This window comes from Pseudomonas sp. NPDC089758, from assembly GCF_044748705.1.
GTDB classification, from domain to species: Bacteria; Pseudomonadota; Gammaproteobacteria; order Pseudomonadales; family Pseudomonadaceae; genus Aquipseudomonas; species Aquipseudomonas putida_X.
In genome coordinates this window covers 40,603-58,389 of the sequence record NZ_JBIVGN010000024.1, presented here as the reverse complement: position 1 = coordinate 58,389, position 17,787 = coordinate 40,603, and the positions used below count along the sequence as shown (strand labels likewise).

The window sequence follows — 17,787 nt, the reverse complement described above, 5'->3', positions numbered from 1 at the left end:
CCGCCACCCCCCTGGCCAGCGCTGGGCGGCGCGCTAAATTTCGCAACCCGCCCTTCGTTCCGTTCTCACACCCCTCCCCCACGAAGAGGCTGCGCCGTGGAACTGCAACCTTTGCTGAGCAAGCTGTTCGCCAATGCCGGTGCCGTAGGCGTCGAAGGCATCTTCCAATTCATCTTCGGCCCGCAGCAGGCCTACTGGTGTGAAGCCGGTACCCGGCCGCGCACCGAAGCCGGCCGGCATGCAACGCCGGATGTCACCATCGAAGTCACCCAGCAGGACCTGCTGGGCATCATGGCCGGCAGCGCCAACGTCGAGGAGCTGTTTGCCGGCGGCCGGCTGAAAATCGGCGGCAACCTGGGCCTGGCCACGCTGCTGCCGCAAATCATCGACCTGGCGCGCAAGGGCGTGACGGCGCAGAAGACTGACATGAACCAGCGCCATGTCACGCCACCGCGCTACAGCGAACGTGTGTCGGCCAGCCTGCCGCAGTTGACCGAAGTAGAACGAATCCCCGCCGCGCAACTGGATGTGGAGCGTTTCCAGCGCCACTATCTGCCGTACGGCACACCGGTAGTGATCAGTGACGCCCTGCGTGAGTGGAAGCTGTTCAACCTCGACCGCCAGGCTTCGCTGGAGCACTTCGCCGAACTGCAGGGCATCACCCGTCATGGCGACTACGTGAAGAAGACCTTCTCCACCGAGCGCGACTTTCGCTCCACGTCCATGGCAGATTTCATCAACGCCCTAGACAACCCGCAGCCGCGTGACAGCAACGGCGAGCCACCGGCTTACATGGGCAACAACATCGTGCCTGCGCAGTTGCTCGAGCTGATCCAGTACCCGCCCTACTTCGAGCGCTCGCTGTACATCGCACCGCGCATCTGGATCGGCCCCAAAGGCACCCTCACGCCGTTGCACCGCGACGATGCCGACAACCTGTTCGCCCAGGTGTGGGGGGACAAGTCGTTCATCCTGGCGGCGCCCCACCATCGCCCGGCCCTGGGCACCTGGTCGACCTCGCCCAAGGGAGGCCTGGACGGCTGCGACTTCAACCCCGATGCACCGGATTATCAGCGCTTCCCCGAAGCGCGCGGGGTTACCTTCCTGCGGGTGCTGCTGCAGGCCGGGGATCTGTTGTTCCTGCCAGAAGGCTGGTTCCACCAGGTGGAGTCGGTATCGACATCGCTGTCTGTGAACTTCTGGGTCAACTCCGGGCGCGGCTGGTAAGCGGTAGCGAACGCGGCGGGCATGCCCCGCCAGTTCAAGTGAAAGCGGGCTTGCCGAGAAATGGGGCGCAGCGCGCCCCTCAGGGGTCAGACCGCCGCAGCCAGGGCCTGGGCAAAGCGCTGCGCCACCTCATCGACCTGCTGCGCAGTGATGATCAGCGGCGGCAGGAAGCGCACCACCGCACCGTGGCGCCCACCCAGCTCCAGAATGAGCCCGCGCTTGAGGCATTCGCGCTGCACCTTGGGTGCCAGTTCGCGATTGGCCGGCGGGTGGCCCAGCACGTCGCGCTGGCCCTGCACATCGACCAGCTCGACCCCGAGCATCAGGCCACGCCCACGGATATCGCCCAACTGCGGATAGTCGCGTTGCAGCCGCTGCAGGTGATCACGCAGGCGCCGGCCCATGGCCTCGGCATGCTCGGCCAGGCGATGCTCGACCAGGTAGTTGATCACCGCCGAACCCGCGGCCATGGCCATCTGGTTACCACGGAACGTGCCGGCATGGGCGCCTGGCTTCCAGGTGTCGAGCCAGTCGCGGTACACCACCACCGCCAGCGGCAGGCTGCCACCGATGGCCTTGGACAGGGTGACCACATCGGGCACGATGCCGGCGTGTTCGAAGGCGAACATCCGCCCGGTACGGGCAAAACCGCTTTGAATCTCATCGACGATCAGTGCCACGCCGGCCTGCTCGGTGATGCGCCGCACCCCCTTGAGCCATTCGACATCGGCAGGTATCACCCCGCCTTCGCCCTGCACCACCTCCAGGATCACGGCAGCGGGCAGCGGCACGCCACTTTCAGGGTCGAGCAGCAGGTTTTCCAGGTAATGCAGGTTGGCCTTGACCCCGGCTTCGCCACCCAGGCCGAACGGGCAGCGGTAATCGTAGGGGTACGGCATGAACTGCACCCCGTTGGCCAGCAAGGCACCCAGCGGTTGCTTGGGGCCATGGCTGCCCATCAGGCTCAGCGCGCCCTGACTCATGCCATGGTAGGCGCCCTGGAAGGCCAGCACGGTGCTGCGCCCGGTGGCGCTGCGCACCAGCTTGAGTGCCGCCTCCACGGCGTCGGTCCCGGTCGGGCCACAGAACTGCACCTTGGCCTCACGGCGCAGCGCTTCGGGCAGGATGCCGAACAGGTCCTGAACGAAGCGGTCCTTGACCGGCGTGGTCAGGTCGAGTGTGTGCAAGGGGATTTCATCGGCCAGGACACGCTGGATGGCCTCGATCACCACCGGGTGGTTATGGCCAAGGGCCAAGGTACCGGCGCCAGCCAGGCAGTCGATGAACTGCCTGCCCTCGACATCTTCGACATGGATGCCACGGGCGCGCTTGAGCGCCAACGGGATACGCCGCGGATAGCTGCGGGCGTTGGATTCCTGTTGCTGCTGGCGTTGCAGCAGGGGCGACTCGGTGAACTCGTACAGCGGTTGCGGCGCGCTGGCCGGCAGGACCTGGGCAAGGCTGGAAGCGGTCGACATGGGTAAATCCTCGCAAGCAAGCGAATGTGCGGGTAGTTGTCGCTTGGAAAACGCTTGGCTGGGGGGAGGATTTAGCGCTTGTTGTGGGATTTTTTGTGGCCTGTGCTGCCCAGTCGCCGGCAAGCGGGCGCCCACGGCGACCGTAGCGCTGCTCTGGACTGCGCGCCAAATGCCAGACCGTTAGCGTGATCAGGGCTGCTGCGCAGCCCATCGCCGGCAAGCCGGCCCACAAGGTACTGCGCTGGCCCCAAAAACTGCAGCAAGTGCTGCAACTGCGGCAAGTGCTGCAACTGCGGCAAGTGCTGCAACTGCTGCAACTGCCGCAGCCCAGTGGGAGCCGGCTTGCCGGCGATAGGGCCGGTACAGCCGGCGCAGATCAAGCGCCCGAGCGCGCCGGCACTTGCAGCACCACCCGCAAGCCATCGCTCTGGCTGTCGAAGCGCAAGCTGCCGGCACAGCGCTGCACGATCGCCTGGACGATCGCCAACCCCAGCCCGCAGCCACCGCTCTGGCCGTTGCGCCAGAAACGCTCGGTCAAGTGCTGCAGGTCATCAGCGGCAATACCAGGCCCATGGTCGCGCACCATGAAGCCAATCTGCCCATCGGCCATCTGCACCTCCAGTTCCACTTCCGAGTCACCGCCATGGCGCAAGGCGTTGTCCAGCAAGTTGCGCAGCGCCGCCACCGCCAGCGGTGCCGGCATACCGAGGTAGATGCGCGTGGCCTCCTCCGGCAGGCGCACAACGATGCGCCGGTTATCACCCCCACCGGCATCCTGCACCGCCTGCCGGGCGACCTGTTCGGCGCTGCACTGCACGCCATCTTCGAACGACAGGCTGCCTTCGACCCGCGCCAGCAGCAGCAGTTGTTCCAGGGTCCGGTGCATGCGGTCGGTGCCCTGTTCTGCATGCGCCAGCGCCTGCTCGCGCACTGCGCCATCGGTCATGCGGGCCACCTGCAGGTGGGTCTTGATCGCCGTCAGCGGGCTGCGCAGTTCATGCGCGGCGTCGTCGGTGAGCCGGCGTTCGCGCTCCAGGGTCTGGGCGATGCGCAGAAACAGCTGGTTCTGGGTGTCGAGCAAGGGTTGCAACTCACTGGGCAAGCCCGCCACCTGCAACGGCTCAACGCTGTCGGCTCGCCGCCTGCGCAAGGCGTCACGCATGCGATTGAGCGGCTCCAGGCCTTTGCCCAGGCCGATCCACACAAGCCCCAGGCTGCCGAGCAAGGCCATCAGCACCGGCGCCGAGGCGGCCAGCAGGATGGACTGGTTGAGCGCCTCGCGCTCCATGTGGCGGTCGGCAGTGGTGATGCGCACATCGCCATGGTTGTAGGTGAAGGTACGCCACAGCGCGCCGTCGATGGTCTGGTCGCGGAAGCCGCTCTGTTCATCGTCCATGCCCCCATCATGCTTGTGGTTGCTGGCAAGAATCTCGCCGCGCAGCGAGCTGACCTGGCAGGCCATGCCGTCGGGCACGGTGAACTGGTCGGCGGAAAAATGCGCCTCTTCGCCCTTGGCGCTCAGAGGCTTGGGCAATTGATCGATCAGCCCCGCGACCATGCGCGCTGACGCCACCAGGCGCTGGTCGAGGGAGAACATCATCTGCTGGCGCAGGTCGCGCAGCATCCAGGCTGCCGCGAGCACCCAGATGATGATGAACGCACTGCCCAGAATCAGGCTCAGGCGTACCCGCAGGCTCATGATGCAGCTTCCTCTGGCGCCTGCGCCGGGCCAAGGCGGTAACCCAGGCCGCGCACGGTCTCGACGATGCTGTTGCCAAGCTTGCGGCGCAGGTGATGGATATGCACGTTGAGGGCGTTGCTTTCGACCTCGTCACTGAAGCCGTACACGCAGTCCTTGAGCTGCTCGCTGGACAGCACCCGGCCAGGGTTCTGCAGCAGGGCCTGGAGCAAGGCCTGCTCACGCCGCGACAGGTCGACCGGCTGACCGGCCAGGGTCGCTTCGCAGCTGCTGGGGTCGTAGCGCAGCGGGCCATGCTCGATCACGTTGACCGCCCGCCCCGCGACCCGCCGCAGCAAGGTGTGCAGGCGCGCGGCCAGCTCGCGCAGGTCGAAGGGCTTGAGCAGGTAGTCGTCGGCACCGGCCTGCAGGCCGTCGACTCGATCAGTGACCGCATCGCGGGCGGTGAGCACCAGCACCGGCAGGTCGATGCCCTGCTGACGCAGGCGGCGCAACAGTTTGAGGCCGTCTTCGTCGGGCAGGCCGAGGTCAAGGATCATCACATCGAACTGCGCCGCCTGGAGCATGGCCCGGGCGGCAGCGGCGTTGGCTACGCGGTCGACGGTCAAGCCTTGGGCAGTGAGGCCGGCGCAGATGCCGCTGGCGATCAGGTCGTCGTCCTCGCAGAGCAGAACGTGCATGGTGGGGGCTCCCGCAGTGGTGTGGCTGGCATTGCACTATGAAGGGATTAACGGGGGATTATGGGCCTTTTTCGCGCCATGGTGGGCGTGCCGTTCAAGGCCGGTGAGCTCAGGCAGGGCCATCGGTCTTTTTGCACCATGATCATCTCCATTCGAAGACGATAAAGACTTTTCCTACAAGAACCACGGAAATGATTACTTCCAAACCATGATGTGATTTCCCCTGCACAGCGCTGTCAGGGAGACACACATGTTTCTGAGCCACCTGGTGCCGTCATGGCACGAGATCGAGTCACGGGTCATCGATAAAGTGGGCTATCAGGGAGGCGCCCATTTCCGCACCCACCATAACCAGCCAGTGGCTTCACTGTCACTCAACCTACGCCGACTCAGGGCGGTGCAGTCTGCCTTCAACCAGGCCGAATGGCAGGCCGCGCACATGCTGCGCCAGCGCTTCGCCGACCTGAACATCGCCGTCATCATTGACGAACTGCTGATCGTCGTCAGGCAGATGGCGATGATCGTTGTCGGCAGCACGTTAACCGGCGGCGCGATTGGCGCCGGGATCGGGGCATTCGGCGCCGGTGCAGGGGCCATCCCCTTGGCCGGCACTGGCGCGACAGTGGGCCTCAAGGTCAGTGGCTGGATCCTGGGCGCACTGGGACTTGCCTCCATTGCCGAGTTCTTTATCGATGGTTTGCCCCGGATCGGCGAGTACTACATCGATGGTATCCGCATCGCCTGGGAGGGCACACGGGACGAAAGCCTTAACCCTTTCGGGCGGGATGATCCGCATGCAATTTCCAGGGCGGCCCATCACATTGCCTTGGGCCATGTGGAAGTGGTGGTTCTGCTATTGGGGGCAATGGTTTCGTACCTCACACGCGGTCGGGGCGATGCCCGGGTGCTGGCGCAGGAGATGGCGGCCAGCAGCAAGGGGGCGCGGCTTGGGCAATGGATGCTAAAGCATGAAGAAGGGCTGAAGAACCGGCCGGATTTGCAGGTGCCGGAGCGGCGTAAGGGGGCGCTGGATCATCCGCAGCCTGCGCAGGCGAATCGCCCTGCGGGGAAGGACAAGGAGTCTTCCCAGGGCAAGCCCAAAAGCATGCCGTTGCATACTGTGGCTTGCTTCAAGGCGGATAAATTGCCAGCCTCTAAGCACATTGAGTTTGAACGGCAACTGAAGGGACAGCAGGATGGGCTAAATCGCCTCACAGTTGAGGAATTCTTGGAAAATATTGCTAACCCTGCAAAGCGGGACCCAAACATAGCCAGAAAAGCAAGAAAGAAATTGTATGATGATCTGAGAAAGAGGGCTTATCAAGATTTGGCTGAGCAGATGAATCCTATCGAAGCAAAAAAACTGTCAACAAAACAGGCCAAAGAAACAATGTCTTCACTTGCAGCATTGCATAATCCAGACTTGATCGCCGGCGGCAAAGACCTCATTAGTGATTTTGGCGACAGGCAAGTCAATTCGAGCATAGGCCCTCAGTGGAAAAGCAAAATTGGAGTACTCGTGCAATCTGTCAAGCAACAGTCCAAGGCGGGAGGCGCCTCTAGCTTCCTAAACATCAAACTGCATAAGTGCTAACAAACAAGGATCATGAATATGGACGAAATCTTCTCGCTCTTCATAGAGGAAATGGGCGAACCTATATTCAGACAGGAAGTTCCTCCATCAACCATAGCACGCTACCGAAGTGTATTCCCAGAAAAATTATTGGACTACTGGATCGAGCACGGCTGGTGCGGGTATGGCGACGGGATATTTTGGACAGTTAATCCTCAGGACTACGAAGGTGTAGTTGCCTCACTCATAGAAGGTACACCACTCCAAGGCCGAGATAGCTATCACATCATCGCGCGAGGCGCTTTTGGCGACCTCTACCTATATGGCGAAAGATCCGGCTTTTCGTTAGATATCGTACCGTACACATCAAATTACTGCGGCCGAATTCAAGCATCAGCAACAAATGACTTGGACAAACAGGTACGGGGATTTTTTCTATTAATGGATCGTGAATCCAACGATTTCGGGAATTTTTTCGAGCCAGCAAAAAACAAACTAGGCAGACTTGAACCTGACGAAATTTATGGTTTTATCCCCGCACTTGCGTTCGGCGGAACACTCCGGCTTGAAAATATTCAAAAAGTCAAGACAGTGGAGCACTTGACACTACTCTCTCAGCTTTCACCCCTTGAACCCTATCCATTCTCCGATTTCTAATGGCACACAAAACAGCCTCCGCCAAACGCTTGACAATTATCACATAACAAACAGTAGAACTTCACACACAAAACCCTAAAAAGGAATTTACCAATGAACGTAGTTTTCTCCATCTTCCTCGAAGCCTTCGGAGACCGTATAGGCCAACAACCCGTACCGCCTTCAGCCCTCGATCATTACAAAGACAAACTCCCCAACCAACTCCTCGACTACTGGAAAGAACACGGTTGGTGCGGCTACGGCAGTGGCCTTTTCTGGCTGGTAAACCCACGTGAATACGAATCCGTAGTCGATGCCTGGCTGGGTGGCACCACCCACGACACATACCACCTCATTGCCCACAGCGCTTTCGGCGAGTTGTACCTGTGGGGTGAAAACACCGGCTCGCTGCTGACCATTGCGGCCTACCATTCCCGGTACTTCCTGAGTGTGCCAAGCGCCAACAGCGAAGAACGGGACAACAAAATCCAAAGCTTGCTCATGCGGGCCATGACCGAAAACATCGGCCTGGGGCTTTTCGACGAGGCCAGAAAAGCATTGGGCGATCTGGAGGCCGGCGAGATGTACGGTTTCGTACCTGCCCTGATGCTGGGAGGCTCTGCGGAGCCGGAGCGCCTTCAGCGACTGGATGCCGAAGTGCATTTGAGTCTGCTCGCGCAACTGGCTGACCTTCAGCCGTATGACCTCGACGAAGAGGAAGAAGAAAATGAATAGGCAGAACGACGTGCTCAGCGGTTGACGGCTTCGGGCCGGTCCACGTCCTGCAACACTCCGGCATCCTGCACTGCAAGCCTGATGCAACTCGCCGGGTGCGCCTTCACCACCGAGCGCGCGCCCTCATCACCCGTCAGGCGTGAAAGCGCCGGCCAGAAATCGCGCCCGAACAACACCGGGTGCCCCTGTTGTCCGTCATGTTCTGGCAAGACGATCCTGGACAAATCGGCAACCGCGGCAAGCTGGCCCAACGTTGCCTGAGCGATCCAGGGCATATCGCCCAACAGCACCGCCACCGCCTGTGCCTCACTGTCGATCAACGAGGCAGCCCCGGCCGCCAGGCTATGCCCCATCCCCAACCCGGCATCCGGGCTGGCAATGACCCGGCATTGGCCCTGTAAACCCAGATCCTCGCCGCGCTCCCCCTCACGCAGTACCACGCGAACATCGCTGAATACCGAACAGGCACGCTCGACGCTATGCACCAGCAAGCTGCGCCCATCGGCCAACGTGGCCCGGCGCTTGTCGGCACCGAAACGCACGCTGCTGCCCGCCGCCAGTACCAGCGCGACGATGCTCACAGCGCCGCCCGCTCGATGCCGTTACGCATGCGCAGGATATCGGCCAGCACTGCCAGGGCGATCTCAGCGGGGGTCTTGCTGCCCAGGTTGAGGCCGATCGGTGCGTGGATGCGCGCCAACTCGCCACTGCCCAGGCCACCGATGCGCTGCAGGCGTTCGCGACGCTTGTCGGAGGTGGCCTTGGAGCCCATGACGCCAATGTAAAACGCCTCGGTACGTACTGCTTCAAGCATGGCCAAGTCATCGATTTTGGGATCATGGGTCAATGCAACCACTGCCGTGTCGGCATGGCAACCACCGTTGGCGATGAATTCCGACGGCAACTCGCGGCGCACTTCGATGCCGTGCAGCACCACGCCTTCGAGCACCTCGCTGCGCGGCTCGCAGAGGATGACTTCAAACCCCAGCCCCTTGCCGAACTCGGCGCAATACTGCGCAACGCTGGAATACCCCGCCAACAGCAGCCGCTGAGCGGCGCCCACACGCAGGCGCACACGGTTGGCGGCACGTTCGACCCTTGGGCCCTGGCACGTGTCGTCGCTGAGCCGGCGCGTGCCCTCGGGCAGGCTCACCTCGCGCAGAAGCCGCCGCTGGCCCTGCAGCGCACTTGCCAAGGCGCGCAGATGCGCCTGCACGTCGCAATCGGCCGGCAGGTTTTCCACCAGCACCTCCAGCACCCCGCCACACGGCAGACGAATGCTCGAACGCCGGTCGCTGCCGTCGCCATAGCGCACGATCGCGACCGGCTCGGGGAACTCGCCCAGGGCCACGCGCTCGAGGAAGTCGTCCTCGACGCAGCCGCCCGACAGCGAGCCCACCCACTGCCCTGCCTCGTTCACCGCCAGCAGCGAGCCCGGCGCGCGCGGCGCCGAACCGTAAGTGGCCAGCACCGTGCACAACCAGACCCGCTGGCCGTTACCCGACCACTGCATCGCCTGGTGTACAACCTGCAGATCAAGATGTTGCACGTATTACTCCGCCTTCAGCTCAGCAAGCTGTTGTACGCTCAAATCACCCGGCAATCCGCCCCAGGCCTGACGCAGGTAATTGACCATATCCGTGACCTGCTCATCACTGAGCCTGTCGGCAAAGCCCGGCATGGGCTGCATGCGCTCGAAACCTGTGAATTGCTGCTCACGGATACCGTCGAGGATGGCCTTGACCAGGTTGCGTGAATCCCCCTGACGCAGCACCGTGTTGCCCTGCATTGCCACCGCGATATGCGGCTTGCCTTCGCCGTCGACACCGTGGCAACCGGCGCAGACATTGAGGTATTGCTGGCGGCCGCGCTTGGCGCTGTCGCTGAGCTGGTCCAGGGGGACTTCCTGTATGACCTTGGCAGGCGGCGGCTGTTCACCCAACAAATAGGTGGCCATGGCAGCCAGGTCGGCGTCCTCGAGGTGCTGGGTGCTGTGGTGCACCACCGGGTACATCTCGTTGAACATGCTGCCCTGGGCGCTGATACCGTGCTTGAGGAAGGTGGTGAGGTCGGGCTGGGTCCAGCCACGGTCGGCAAGGTCCTTGGCCAGCAGGCTCGGTGCCAGGTAGCCATTGAGCAGCCCGCCGGTCAGGCGCTGGTCCTGCTGCAGCGCACCAATCGGGTTACGCGGGGTATGGCACTCGCCGCAGTGGCCCATGACTTCGACCATGTACTGCCCGCGCTGCCATGCCGGGCTTTTACCTTCGGTGGGCTGTAGCTGCACACTCTTGCCGTACAGCATGTTCCAACCCGACAGGCCCATGCGCACGTTGAACGGGAAGCTGAGCTTGGTCTGCGGTGCCGGGCGGTTGATCGGCGGCACGGTCATCAGGTACGCCAGGATCGCATCGGAGTCTTCCCGGGAGATCAGGTGGTACGAGGTGTAGGGCATGGCCGGGTACAGGTTGGCGCCGTCCTTGCGCTTGCCCTCGGTGACGGCCGCAAAGAATTCGTCGGCGGTGTAATTGCCGATGCCGTACGCTTTGTCCGGGGTGATGTTGGTGCCATAGATGGTGCCGAACGGTGAGTGAATCGGCAGGCCGCCAGCATAGGGCGCGCCGCCTTCGGCGGTGTGGCAGGCCATGCAGTCGGCGGCACGGGCGAGGTATTCGCCGCGCTTGATCTGTGCCGGGTCATCGGCCTGGGCCGCCATCGATACGGCGAGGCCAAGCGCCAGCGCCAGGCTGGAACGTACGAACGCCATGCTCAACCCTCCTTGACCAGGCCGAGGTCGTTGAGGACCGTACGGGTGGCGTCGTAGTAACGCACGTAGCCAGTGCAACGGCAGATGTGGTGCCCCAGGCTCTCTTCGATACGGTCCTCCAGCTCGCTCTTCTTCACCGGCTGACGCTGGGCATTTTCCACCAGCACGGTGGCCGCGTTGACGAAGCCCGGTGCGCAGTAGCTGCACTGGAACGCGAACAGGTCGACGAACTTCTGCTGGATGGGGTTGAGCGTGAAGTTGCCGGCCTCGTCCTGCTTGGCATGGCTTTCGATGGTACGGACCTTCTTGCCGGTGAAGTAATGGGCACCGGTGATGCAGGTACGCACTTCTTCACTGGTGCCATCCGGGTTGTCGACGATCACGACGCAGGCATGGCAGATACCCTGGCCGCAGCCCAGGCGCGAGCCGGTGAGGTTCTGGTGTTCGTGCAGGTAGTCGATCATCGCCAGGTCGTCGGGGACCTCGACCGGACCGACAGGTTGACCGTTGAGGGTCAGTTGAAGCGGACGGTTAGCCATTGAGGGCCTCCTTGATGCGGGCTGGAGTAATCGGAAGGTCACGCACACGCTTGCCGATGGCATGGGCAACGGCGTTGCCGATGGCACCGACCACCGGGATCATCACCACCTCGGCAATGCCCTTGGACGGGTCGGTGGGCGACAAGGGCGGGAGAATCTCGGAGGTCTGCTTCCAGACGGCCACGTCCTTGGCATGCGGCAGGCGATAGCGGTTGAAGTTCCAGTCGCCCTCCCCCGGGCCACCCTCATGCAACGGCATCTCTTCGGTCAGCGCATGGCCAATGCCCATGGCGATGCCGCCTTCGAGCTGGCCCTTGACCAGCTCCGGCACCAGCACACGGCCGCACTCGACCCAGCTGTGATGGTTGAGGACCTGCACCTCATGGGTGCCCTTGTTCACTTTGATTTCGACGATGGTGGCCACCGGGCTGTAGTAGGTGACCATGGCGTTGTTCAACTGGGTGGCCGGGTAGGCGGCGTTCTGCCGGTCGAGCAAGTGGTAGCCGTTGCTGCTCATCTGCGCTTTCTTGGCGTTCGGGGCACCGTCGCCGTATTTCACGGCCACCGCATCGAGCGGGAAACGCTCGCGCACGCCGTCGATGACGAAGTCGGCCTCTGCCCAGCTCCAACGGTTGAAACCGTGCACGCTGACGCCGGTGACCAGGCCCATTTCGTGGGCTTTTTTCGCAAGCTCGGCGAACGGGATCGGCGCCAGGCCATTGCCGGTCAGTTCACCGTTGACCCACACCGCGTTCTCGCGGCGCACCACCAAGGGGTTGGCCTGCCCACCGAACGGGCCTTGACGCCACAGGGCCATGGCCGCCGGCCATAGGCCATGGTTGAACAACACGCGCGCCGCTTCGCGGGTGGCGTGGCTGAAATAGAACGCCGAGTTGGTCGCCGACGACGGCGATGCCAGCTTGCCGACCCAGCGCGGGTTGCGCAGCGCCGCGTCCTGCTCGGCCTGGCTGATCAGGTACGGGTTACCGCTGGTGGCCAGTTGCAGTTCAGGCCACTCGGTCACTGCGGTCTTCACCTCGTCGGCCGAACGGCCGAGGAAGTCGCTGACCACCAGAGCCTGGGAAGTGGACATGCCGGTGCCCAGTTCGGTACCGATGTGGCGCAGGCTGATGCGGCCATCGGCGGTGAACTCGACGCTGGCCATCGGCGCTTCGGAACCGGTGCCGAAGTCCTTCTGGCAGATGGCGAAACCGACGCCGTACCAGTGGTCCTTGTCTTTGGCGTCGATCTCGCGCTTGCGTGCGTCACGGTTGCGCCACCAGTCGTGGGCGGCGGCCTTGTCGAGGATCTCGTGCAGGCGCAGGGCACCTGCCGGGACCGCGCCCTGGGTGTTCTTCATACCCGATTTGAGCGCGTTGGCGCGGCGCAGGTCGATGGCATCGACGCCCAGGCGCCCCGCCACTTCGTCGACCATCATTTCGGTGGCGGCCATGGTCTGCAAGGTGCCGTAGCCGCGCATGGAGCCGGCCTCGACGCCACGCGAGTGGTAGGCCGTGACGGACAGGTCGTTCTGCGGCATGTAGTAGATCGACTGCGCCGCCGTGGCGCCAACCGCAGCCACCGACGGGCTGTAGTTGATGCGGCCACCGCCATCACAGCTCATGTCGGCGCGGAAGATCTTGAAGCTGTTGTCCTTCTTGTCCACGGCCAGTTGATAGCGGATGTCGAAGGCATGGCGCTTGATGCCGCTCTGGAACTGCTCATAGCGGTCGTTGGCCAGGCGGATCGGCACACCGGCACCATACAGCGCGGCAACTGCGGCGTAGAAGACGAAGATGTTGTTGTCTTTGGAGCCATAGCCCACGGTGTAACCCGGGTGCATGTTGAGGTGGTTGAGGGCGAAGCGCGAGGGCTTGATCATGTGCACGCAGTCCTGCGCCACTTCGAACGGGCACTGGGTGGCGACCACGAAGTGCAGCGTACCGGTGCCGGCGTCGTACCAGCCATTGCCGTTGTCGGGCTCGAGCGCCGCCGGCTCGATGGAAGGCGTCTTGTAGCGCTCATCGAACACCAGCCAGTCTGCCGGCGGGTTGTCCAGTTGCTCACCGATCCGCTGGGCGTAGAACAGGCCCTGCTCGGTGAGGTCGCCGTGCTGGTTGGGCTGCTTGGACCACACCGGTTTGCGGTTGAGGATGGTCGGGAACAGCATGCTGTTCTTCAGGCTGGAGAACTCGTCCTCGTCGAACGGCGTGGCGCCGCCGACGCGCACGAAACGGAAGCTGCCGTAAGGGTCACGCTGGTACAACGGGGCCTGGGCGCCGTAGCGGATCGCCTTGTCGTTGAACTGCAGCTTGCGCTTGGCCTGGCGGAAGCGCTCGAAGTCGTTCCAGATCAGGATCGCCACCGGGTGGCCAATGAACATCGGCACCTTGCCAGGTGGCAGCAGCGGGTCAGGCGAATGGGCTTGGGGCCAGGCGATACCGTCCTTTTCCAGGTCGGCGGCGGTGACGATGCGGTCCGGCTGCAGCTCGGCGCCGAGCAGGCCGAGGTCGAAACCGGCGTAGATGCGGTCGGCCTTGGTGGTCTTGAGCAACATGGCATGCCCTTGCTGCTCGGGCCAGCCGGGCATGTCCTTGGCGCGGATGTCGCGGGCAAAGACTTTGTTGCCACAGACCTTGGACAACGCGTCGTTACGGAAACGCGCCTTGCCGTCGTGGTTCATCCACTTCTGCGGCGACGTGGTGACACGGTCCTCCATCAGCGCGGCGAAGGCCTGGCTGCCGAGCGGCGCCATGCTCACGCCGACACCGGCGATCAGGCCACCTTGCAGGAAGGAGCGCCGGGAAATATCACGGTTGGACATGCTTGATCCTCTGGGCAGGCCGCTGCCTGCCCATCTTTTGATTCTTGTGCTGGAAACGCGGAAGGATGTGACCGCCTACGCAGGACGCCCACAAAAACTGACTTTCACGTCAACTTTACAGCACTCCAATAGGTTTTGGCAAAGTCAAGCAGACAGTATGTCGCGGTATGTCCGCACTGCTCGCGCCCAACCACGGCCACAGGTTAACTTTGGGTTAATCGGCTCAGGCCAGCATGGCACCGTTCAACTCTGCCAAGGCGAAGACATGCGCGTCCTCCTGCTCTTCCTCACATTCCTTGTGGCCGGCCCGCTGCAGGCCAACCCGTTCGCGGTAAAACCCGACTTCCTGCCGGTGAACCAGGCGTTCGTCCTGACCCACGACCGCCAGGCCGACGGCCAGATGCGCCTTCATTTCCAGATCAAACAGGGCTACTACCTCTACCAGAAGCGCCTGAAATTCGATGGCCTGCCCGTCGAGCAGCACCCGCAACTGCCGCCAGCCCTCAACCATCACGATGAATTCTTCGGCGACAGCGCGGTGTACCGCGAGCAACTCGAACTGCTGCTCCCCGCCAACACCGAAGGCCAGTTGCGCCTGGGCTGGCAAGGCTGCGCCGACGCCGGCCTGTGCTACCCGCCACAAACCACGGTCATCGACCTGGGCGGCAGCGCCGCGCCTGCCACCGACCAGGCCAGCGACCAAGCCCTGGCCAGCGGCCTGCAGAGCACCAGCCTTCTCTGGAGCCTGCTGGCGTTCTTCGGCCTTGGCCTGCTGCTGGCTTTCACCCCTTGCTCGCTGCCGATGCTGCCGATCCTGGCCGGCCTGGTCATGGGCAACGGCGCCAGCGCACGCCGTGGCTGGGTGCTGGCCGGGGTCTACGTGCTGAGCATGGCGCTGGTCTATGCAGGGCTCGGCGTGGTTGCAGCGCTGCTTGGCGCCAGCCTGCAAGCCTGGTTGCAGCAGCCTTGGCTGTTGGGCAGCCTGGCGGCGCTGTTCGTGATACTTGCCCTGCCGATGTTCGGCGCTTTCGAATTGCAATTGCCAGCCGCCCTGCGTGATCGCCTGGACCGTGCCGGGCAAAGCACCCGTGGCGGCAACCTCTACGGTGCGGCGCTTCTGGGGGCCCTGTCGGGCCTGCTGCTCGGGCCGTGCATGACCGCGCCGCTGGCCGGCGCCCTGCTTTACATCGCGCAGAGTGGCGATGTGCTGCAAGGCGCGCTGGTGCTGTTCAGCCTTGGCCTGGGCATGGGTGTGCCCTTGCTGTTGCTGGTCACCTTGGGCAACCGTTACCTGCCCCGCCCGGGCGCCTGGATGGAGCGGGTCAAGGGGGTGTTCGGCTTCGTGTTCCTGGCCATGGCCCTGTACACCGTCCGCAGCCTGCTCGCCGCGCCGCTGCTGCTGGCCTTGAGCGGCGCCTGGCTTATTGCGCTGGGCTGGGCGGCCTGGCCGGCCCTGCAGCGTCTGCCGGCCTTGCGCGCCTTACCGTTGTTGGGCGCCTTGTGGGGCGGCCTGCTGCTGATAGGCGCTGCCGCCGGCGGCGATGACCTCTGGCAGCCGTTGCGCCCGTTTGCCGGCGGGCCCGCACCTTCGGCCACTGAGCACGGCGAAGATGCGTTCGTCACCGTCAGCCGCCCGGAGGACCTGCAACGCGAGCTCGATGCGGCCAAAGCCCGTGGCCAATGGGTGATGGTCGATTACTACGCCGACTGGTGCGTATCGTGCAAAGTCATGGAAAAAAAGGTGTTTGCCCGTGACGATGTGCAAGCCAGCCTGGCCGGCGTGCGCCTGCTGCGCCTGGACGTGACCGCCGATGCCCCCGCCAGCCGTGCCCTGCTGCAGCGCTACCAGGTACCCGGCCCGCCCAGCATCCTCTGGCTCGGCCCGGAAGGCGAAGAACGCCGCGCGCGGCGCATCACCGGCGAGGTGGATGCGGCCGCCTTCCTGCAACATTGGGCCCAGACCAGGAGCCAAGGCTGATGCTGACGGTAACCCTGGGGCCCCTGACCATGGCCCTCAATCATCTGTTGATGCTCGCCGCCCTGGGCATCGCCAGCGTGGTCGGCTGGTGGGTGGCCCGGCGTGGCGGCGAAAGCCCGGAGTCGGCGCTGTTCAACCTGTTCTTGATCGGCCTGCTGTGCGCTCGCCTGGGCTTCGTGCTGGCCTACTGGCCGATGTACCGCGATGACCTGGTGCAGGTGATCGACATCCGCGACGGTGGTTTCCTGCTCTGGTCGGGGCTGACCGGCGTCGTGCTCGCCAGCCTCTGGCAAGGCTGGCGCCACCCCGGGCTGCGTCGCCCGCTGGGCTGGGCGCTGTTCAGTGGCGCGCTGTTCTGGGGCCTGGCCAGCCTTGGCAGCCATCTGTACAGCAAGGGCACCGAGCTGCCAGAGCTGAGCCTGCGCAATGCCAGCGGGCAATCGGTCGCGCTGCACAGCTATCGCGGCAAGCCACTGGTGATCAACATCTGGGCGACCTGGTGCCCACCGTGCCGCCGGGAAATGCCGGTGCTGCAACACGCCCAGGGTGAGTACCCTCATGTGACGTTCCTGTTCGTCAACCAAGGCGAGACGCCGGAAAACGTCAGCACCTTCCTCGCCACCACGGGACTGAGCCTGACCCATGTGCTGTTCGACGGCACCGGTATTCTGGCCCAGCGAGTCGGTTCCATGGCCCTGCCCACCACCCTGTTCTACGACGCCAACGGGCGGCTGATCGGCAGCCACCTGGGCGAGCTGTCCCGGGCCAGCCTGCACCGTGCCCTGGAACCTTTCGAACGGGCCGCCGCGCCCGCCCCTGCCGCACAAGGAAAATGACATGCGAATGACTGCACTGCTGCCCCTGTCCCTGGCCCTGCTGGCCGCCCCGCTGGCGCAGGCCGAAACGCTGCCCAAGGCAATCGAGCAACTGCAAGCCAAGGGTGCCGTGATCAAAGGCAGCTTCGATGCACCCAATGGCCTGCGCGGTTACGCCGCCGAGTACCAGAACAACGGCATCGCCCTGTACCTTACGCCCGATGGCAAGCATGTGCTGGTCGGCAGCCTGTTTGACGAACAGGGCCAGGACCTCAGTGCCGAACCCCTGGAAAAGCTGGTGTACGGGCCTATGTCCAAGGCCATCTGGGCGAAACTGGAAAAAACCAGCTGGATCGCTGACGGTAAAGCCGATGCACCGCGCAAGATCTACCTGTTCAGCGACCCGAACTGCCCGTACTGCAACATGTTCTGGCAGCAGGCGCGGCCATGGGTGGAATCAGGCAAGGTGCAGCTGCGCCATATCATGGTCGGCATCATCCGCGAGGACAGCCCGGGCAAGTCGGCGGCACTGCTGGCCGCCAAAGACCCGGCCAAAGCGCTGGAGCAGCATGAGAAAGCAGGCAAGGCCAGTACCCTGAAAGCGCTGGACAAGGTGCCAGAGGCGGTGCAGCAGAAACTGGCAGCGAACCTGGCCTTGATGGAAGAAATGGGCTTGCAGGCCACGCCGGCGATCTTCTATCAGGATGAGCAGGGCAACCTGCAGAGCCAGCAAGGGGCACCACGGCCGGAGGCATTGGGGAAAATTCTCGGCAAGCGCTAACCTCGCCGATCCAGTGTTTTCGAGCGCCGCACACGCGGCGCTCAATTTCAAAAGTGGG

At 63.5% G+C, this 17,787-nt stretch carries 15 protein-coding genes; 7 read left to right on the top strand and 8 right to left on the bottom strand.

The genetic code is table 11. From position 1 onward, the window contains the following. Positions 1 to 96: 96 nt before the first annotated feature. Positions 97 to 1,227 carry a cupin-like domain-containing protein gene (locus tag ACIPZH_RS24255; RefSeq protein ID WP_400638119.1) on the top strand — a complete coding sequence of 377 codons (1,131 nt, stop codon included), beginning with the start codon at positions 97 to 99 and terminating at the stop codon, positions 1,225 to 1,227. A gap of 86 nt (positions 1,228 to 1,313) precedes the next feature. Here ACIPZH_RS24255 and ACIPZH_RS24250 read toward each other — a convergent pair whose 3' ends face one another. From ACIPZH_RS24250 to ACIPZH_RS24240, 3 genes are all read right to left on the bottom strand, one after another. Next, positions 1,314 to 2,705, bottom strand: coding sequence for an aspartate aminotransferase family protein (locus ACIPZH_RS24250; RefSeq protein ID WP_267817490.1), 1,392 nt, complete (start codon positions 2,703 to 2,705; stop codon positions 1,314 to 1,316). Positions 2,706 to 3,081: 376 nt separating this feature from the next. Further along, positions 3,082 to 4,404, bottom strand: a complete 1,323-nt coding sequence (locus tag ACIPZH_RS24245) for an ATP-binding protein (RefSeq protein ID WP_267817492.1) — start codon at positions 4,402 to 4,404, stop codon at positions 3,082 to 3,084. Further along, positions 4,401 to 5,084, bottom strand: a complete 684-nt coding sequence (locus tag ACIPZH_RS24240) for a response regulator transcription factor (RefSeq protein WP_016393078.1) — start codon at positions 5,082 to 5,084, stop codon at positions 4,401 to 4,403. Before ACIPZH_RS24240 ends, ACIPZH_RS24245 begins: the two co-directional genes overlap by 4 nt. 250 nt (positions 5,085 to 5,334) lie before the next feature. Here ACIPZH_RS24240 and ACIPZH_RS24235 point away from each other — a divergent pair, with 250 nt between their 5' ends. The 3 genes from ACIPZH_RS24235 (at position 5,335) to ACIPZH_RS24225 (ending at position 8,028) form a co-directional block, all read left to right on the top strand. Next, the gene (locus tag ACIPZH_RS24235) at positions 5,335 to 6,678 is read left to right on the top strand and encodes a DUF6861 domain-containing protein (RefSeq protein WP_400638118.1); all 1,344 of its coding nucleotides are present in this window, start codon (positions 5,335 to 5,337) and stop codon (positions 6,676 to 6,678) included. Between the two features lie 18 nt (positions 6,679 to 6,696). Further along, positions 6,697 to 7,314 (top strand): GAD-like domain-containing protein, encoded by a 618-nt coding sequence (locus ACIPZH_RS24230; RefSeq protein ID WP_400638117.1) that lies wholly within the window; start codon positions 6,697 to 6,699, stop codon positions 7,312 to 7,314. A 93-nt stretch (positions 7,315 to 7,407) separates the two neighbouring features. Then, the gene (locus ACIPZH_RS24225; protein WP_267817527.1) at positions 7,408 to 8,028 is read left to right on the top strand and encodes a GAD-like domain-containing protein; all 621 of its coding nucleotides are present in this window, start codon (positions 7,408 to 7,410) and stop codon (positions 8,026 to 8,028) included. Positions 8,029 to 8,042: 14 nt separating this feature from the next. Here the strand turns inward: ACIPZH_RS24225 and ACIPZH_RS24220 are convergent, their stop codons facing one another. From ACIPZH_RS24220 to ACIPZH_RS24200, 5 genes are read right to left on the bottom strand one after another with little or no spacing between them, the layout of a single operon-like run. Continuing rightward, the gene (locus tag ACIPZH_RS24220) at positions 8,043 to 8,609 is read right to left on the bottom strand and encodes an NTP transferase domain-containing protein (protein WP_400638115.1); all 567 of its coding nucleotides are present in this window, start codon (positions 8,607 to 8,609) and stop codon (positions 8,043 to 8,045) included. Next, a complete protein-coding gene (locus tag ACIPZH_RS24215) occupies positions 8,606 to 9,577 on the bottom strand; it encodes an XdhC family protein (RefSeq protein ID WP_400638113.1) in 972 nt (323 codons plus the stop codon). Before ACIPZH_RS24215 ends, ACIPZH_RS24220 begins: the two co-directional genes overlap by 4 nt. 3 nt (positions 9,578 to 9,580) lie before the next feature. Then, a complete protein-coding gene (locus ACIPZH_RS24210; protein WP_400638112.1) occupies positions 9,581 to 10,792 on the bottom strand; it encodes a cytochrome c in 1,212 nt (403 codons plus the stop codon). 2 nt (positions 10,793 to 10,794) lie between these two features. After that, a complete protein-coding gene (locus ACIPZH_RS24205; RefSeq protein WP_241804480.1) occupies positions 10,795 to 11,331 on the bottom strand; it encodes a (2Fe-2S)-binding protein in 537 nt (178 codons plus the stop codon). Next, positions 11,324 to 14,155, bottom strand: a complete 2,832-nt coding sequence (locus ACIPZH_RS24200) for a xanthine dehydrogenase family protein molybdopterin-binding subunit (protein WP_400638111.1) — start codon at positions 14,153 to 14,155, stop codon at positions 11,324 to 11,326. Before ACIPZH_RS24200 ends, ACIPZH_RS24205 begins: the two co-directional genes overlap by 8 nt. Positions 14,156 to 14,420: 265 nt before the next feature. On the opposite strand from ACIPZH_RS24200, the gene dsbD reads away from it, so the two are divergent. The 3 genes from dsbD to dsbG are packed head-to-tail and all read left to right on the top strand — an operon-like array spanning position 14,421 to position 17,729. Continuing rightward, positions 14,421 to 16,133 (top strand): protein-disulfide reductase DsbD, encoded by a 1,713-nt coding sequence (gene dsbD, locus ACIPZH_RS24195; protein WP_400638110.1) that lies wholly within the window; start codon positions 14,421 to 14,423, stop codon positions 16,131 to 16,133. Then, entirely contained in the window at positions 16,133 to 16,969 is an 837-nt protein-coding gene (locus ACIPZH_RS24190) for a TlpA family protein disulfide reductase (protein ID WP_241804483.1), read from the top strand. The genes dsbD and ACIPZH_RS24190 overlap by 1 nt, the downstream gene beginning before the upstream one ends. Position 16,970: 1 nt before the next feature. Continuing rightward, a complete protein-coding gene (dsbG, locus tag ACIPZH_RS24185; protein WP_400638108.1) occupies positions 16,971 to 17,729 on the top strand; it encodes a thiol:disulfide interchange protein DsbG in 759 nt (252 codons plus the stop codon). Positions 17,730 to 17,787 lie beyond the last annotated feature (58 nt).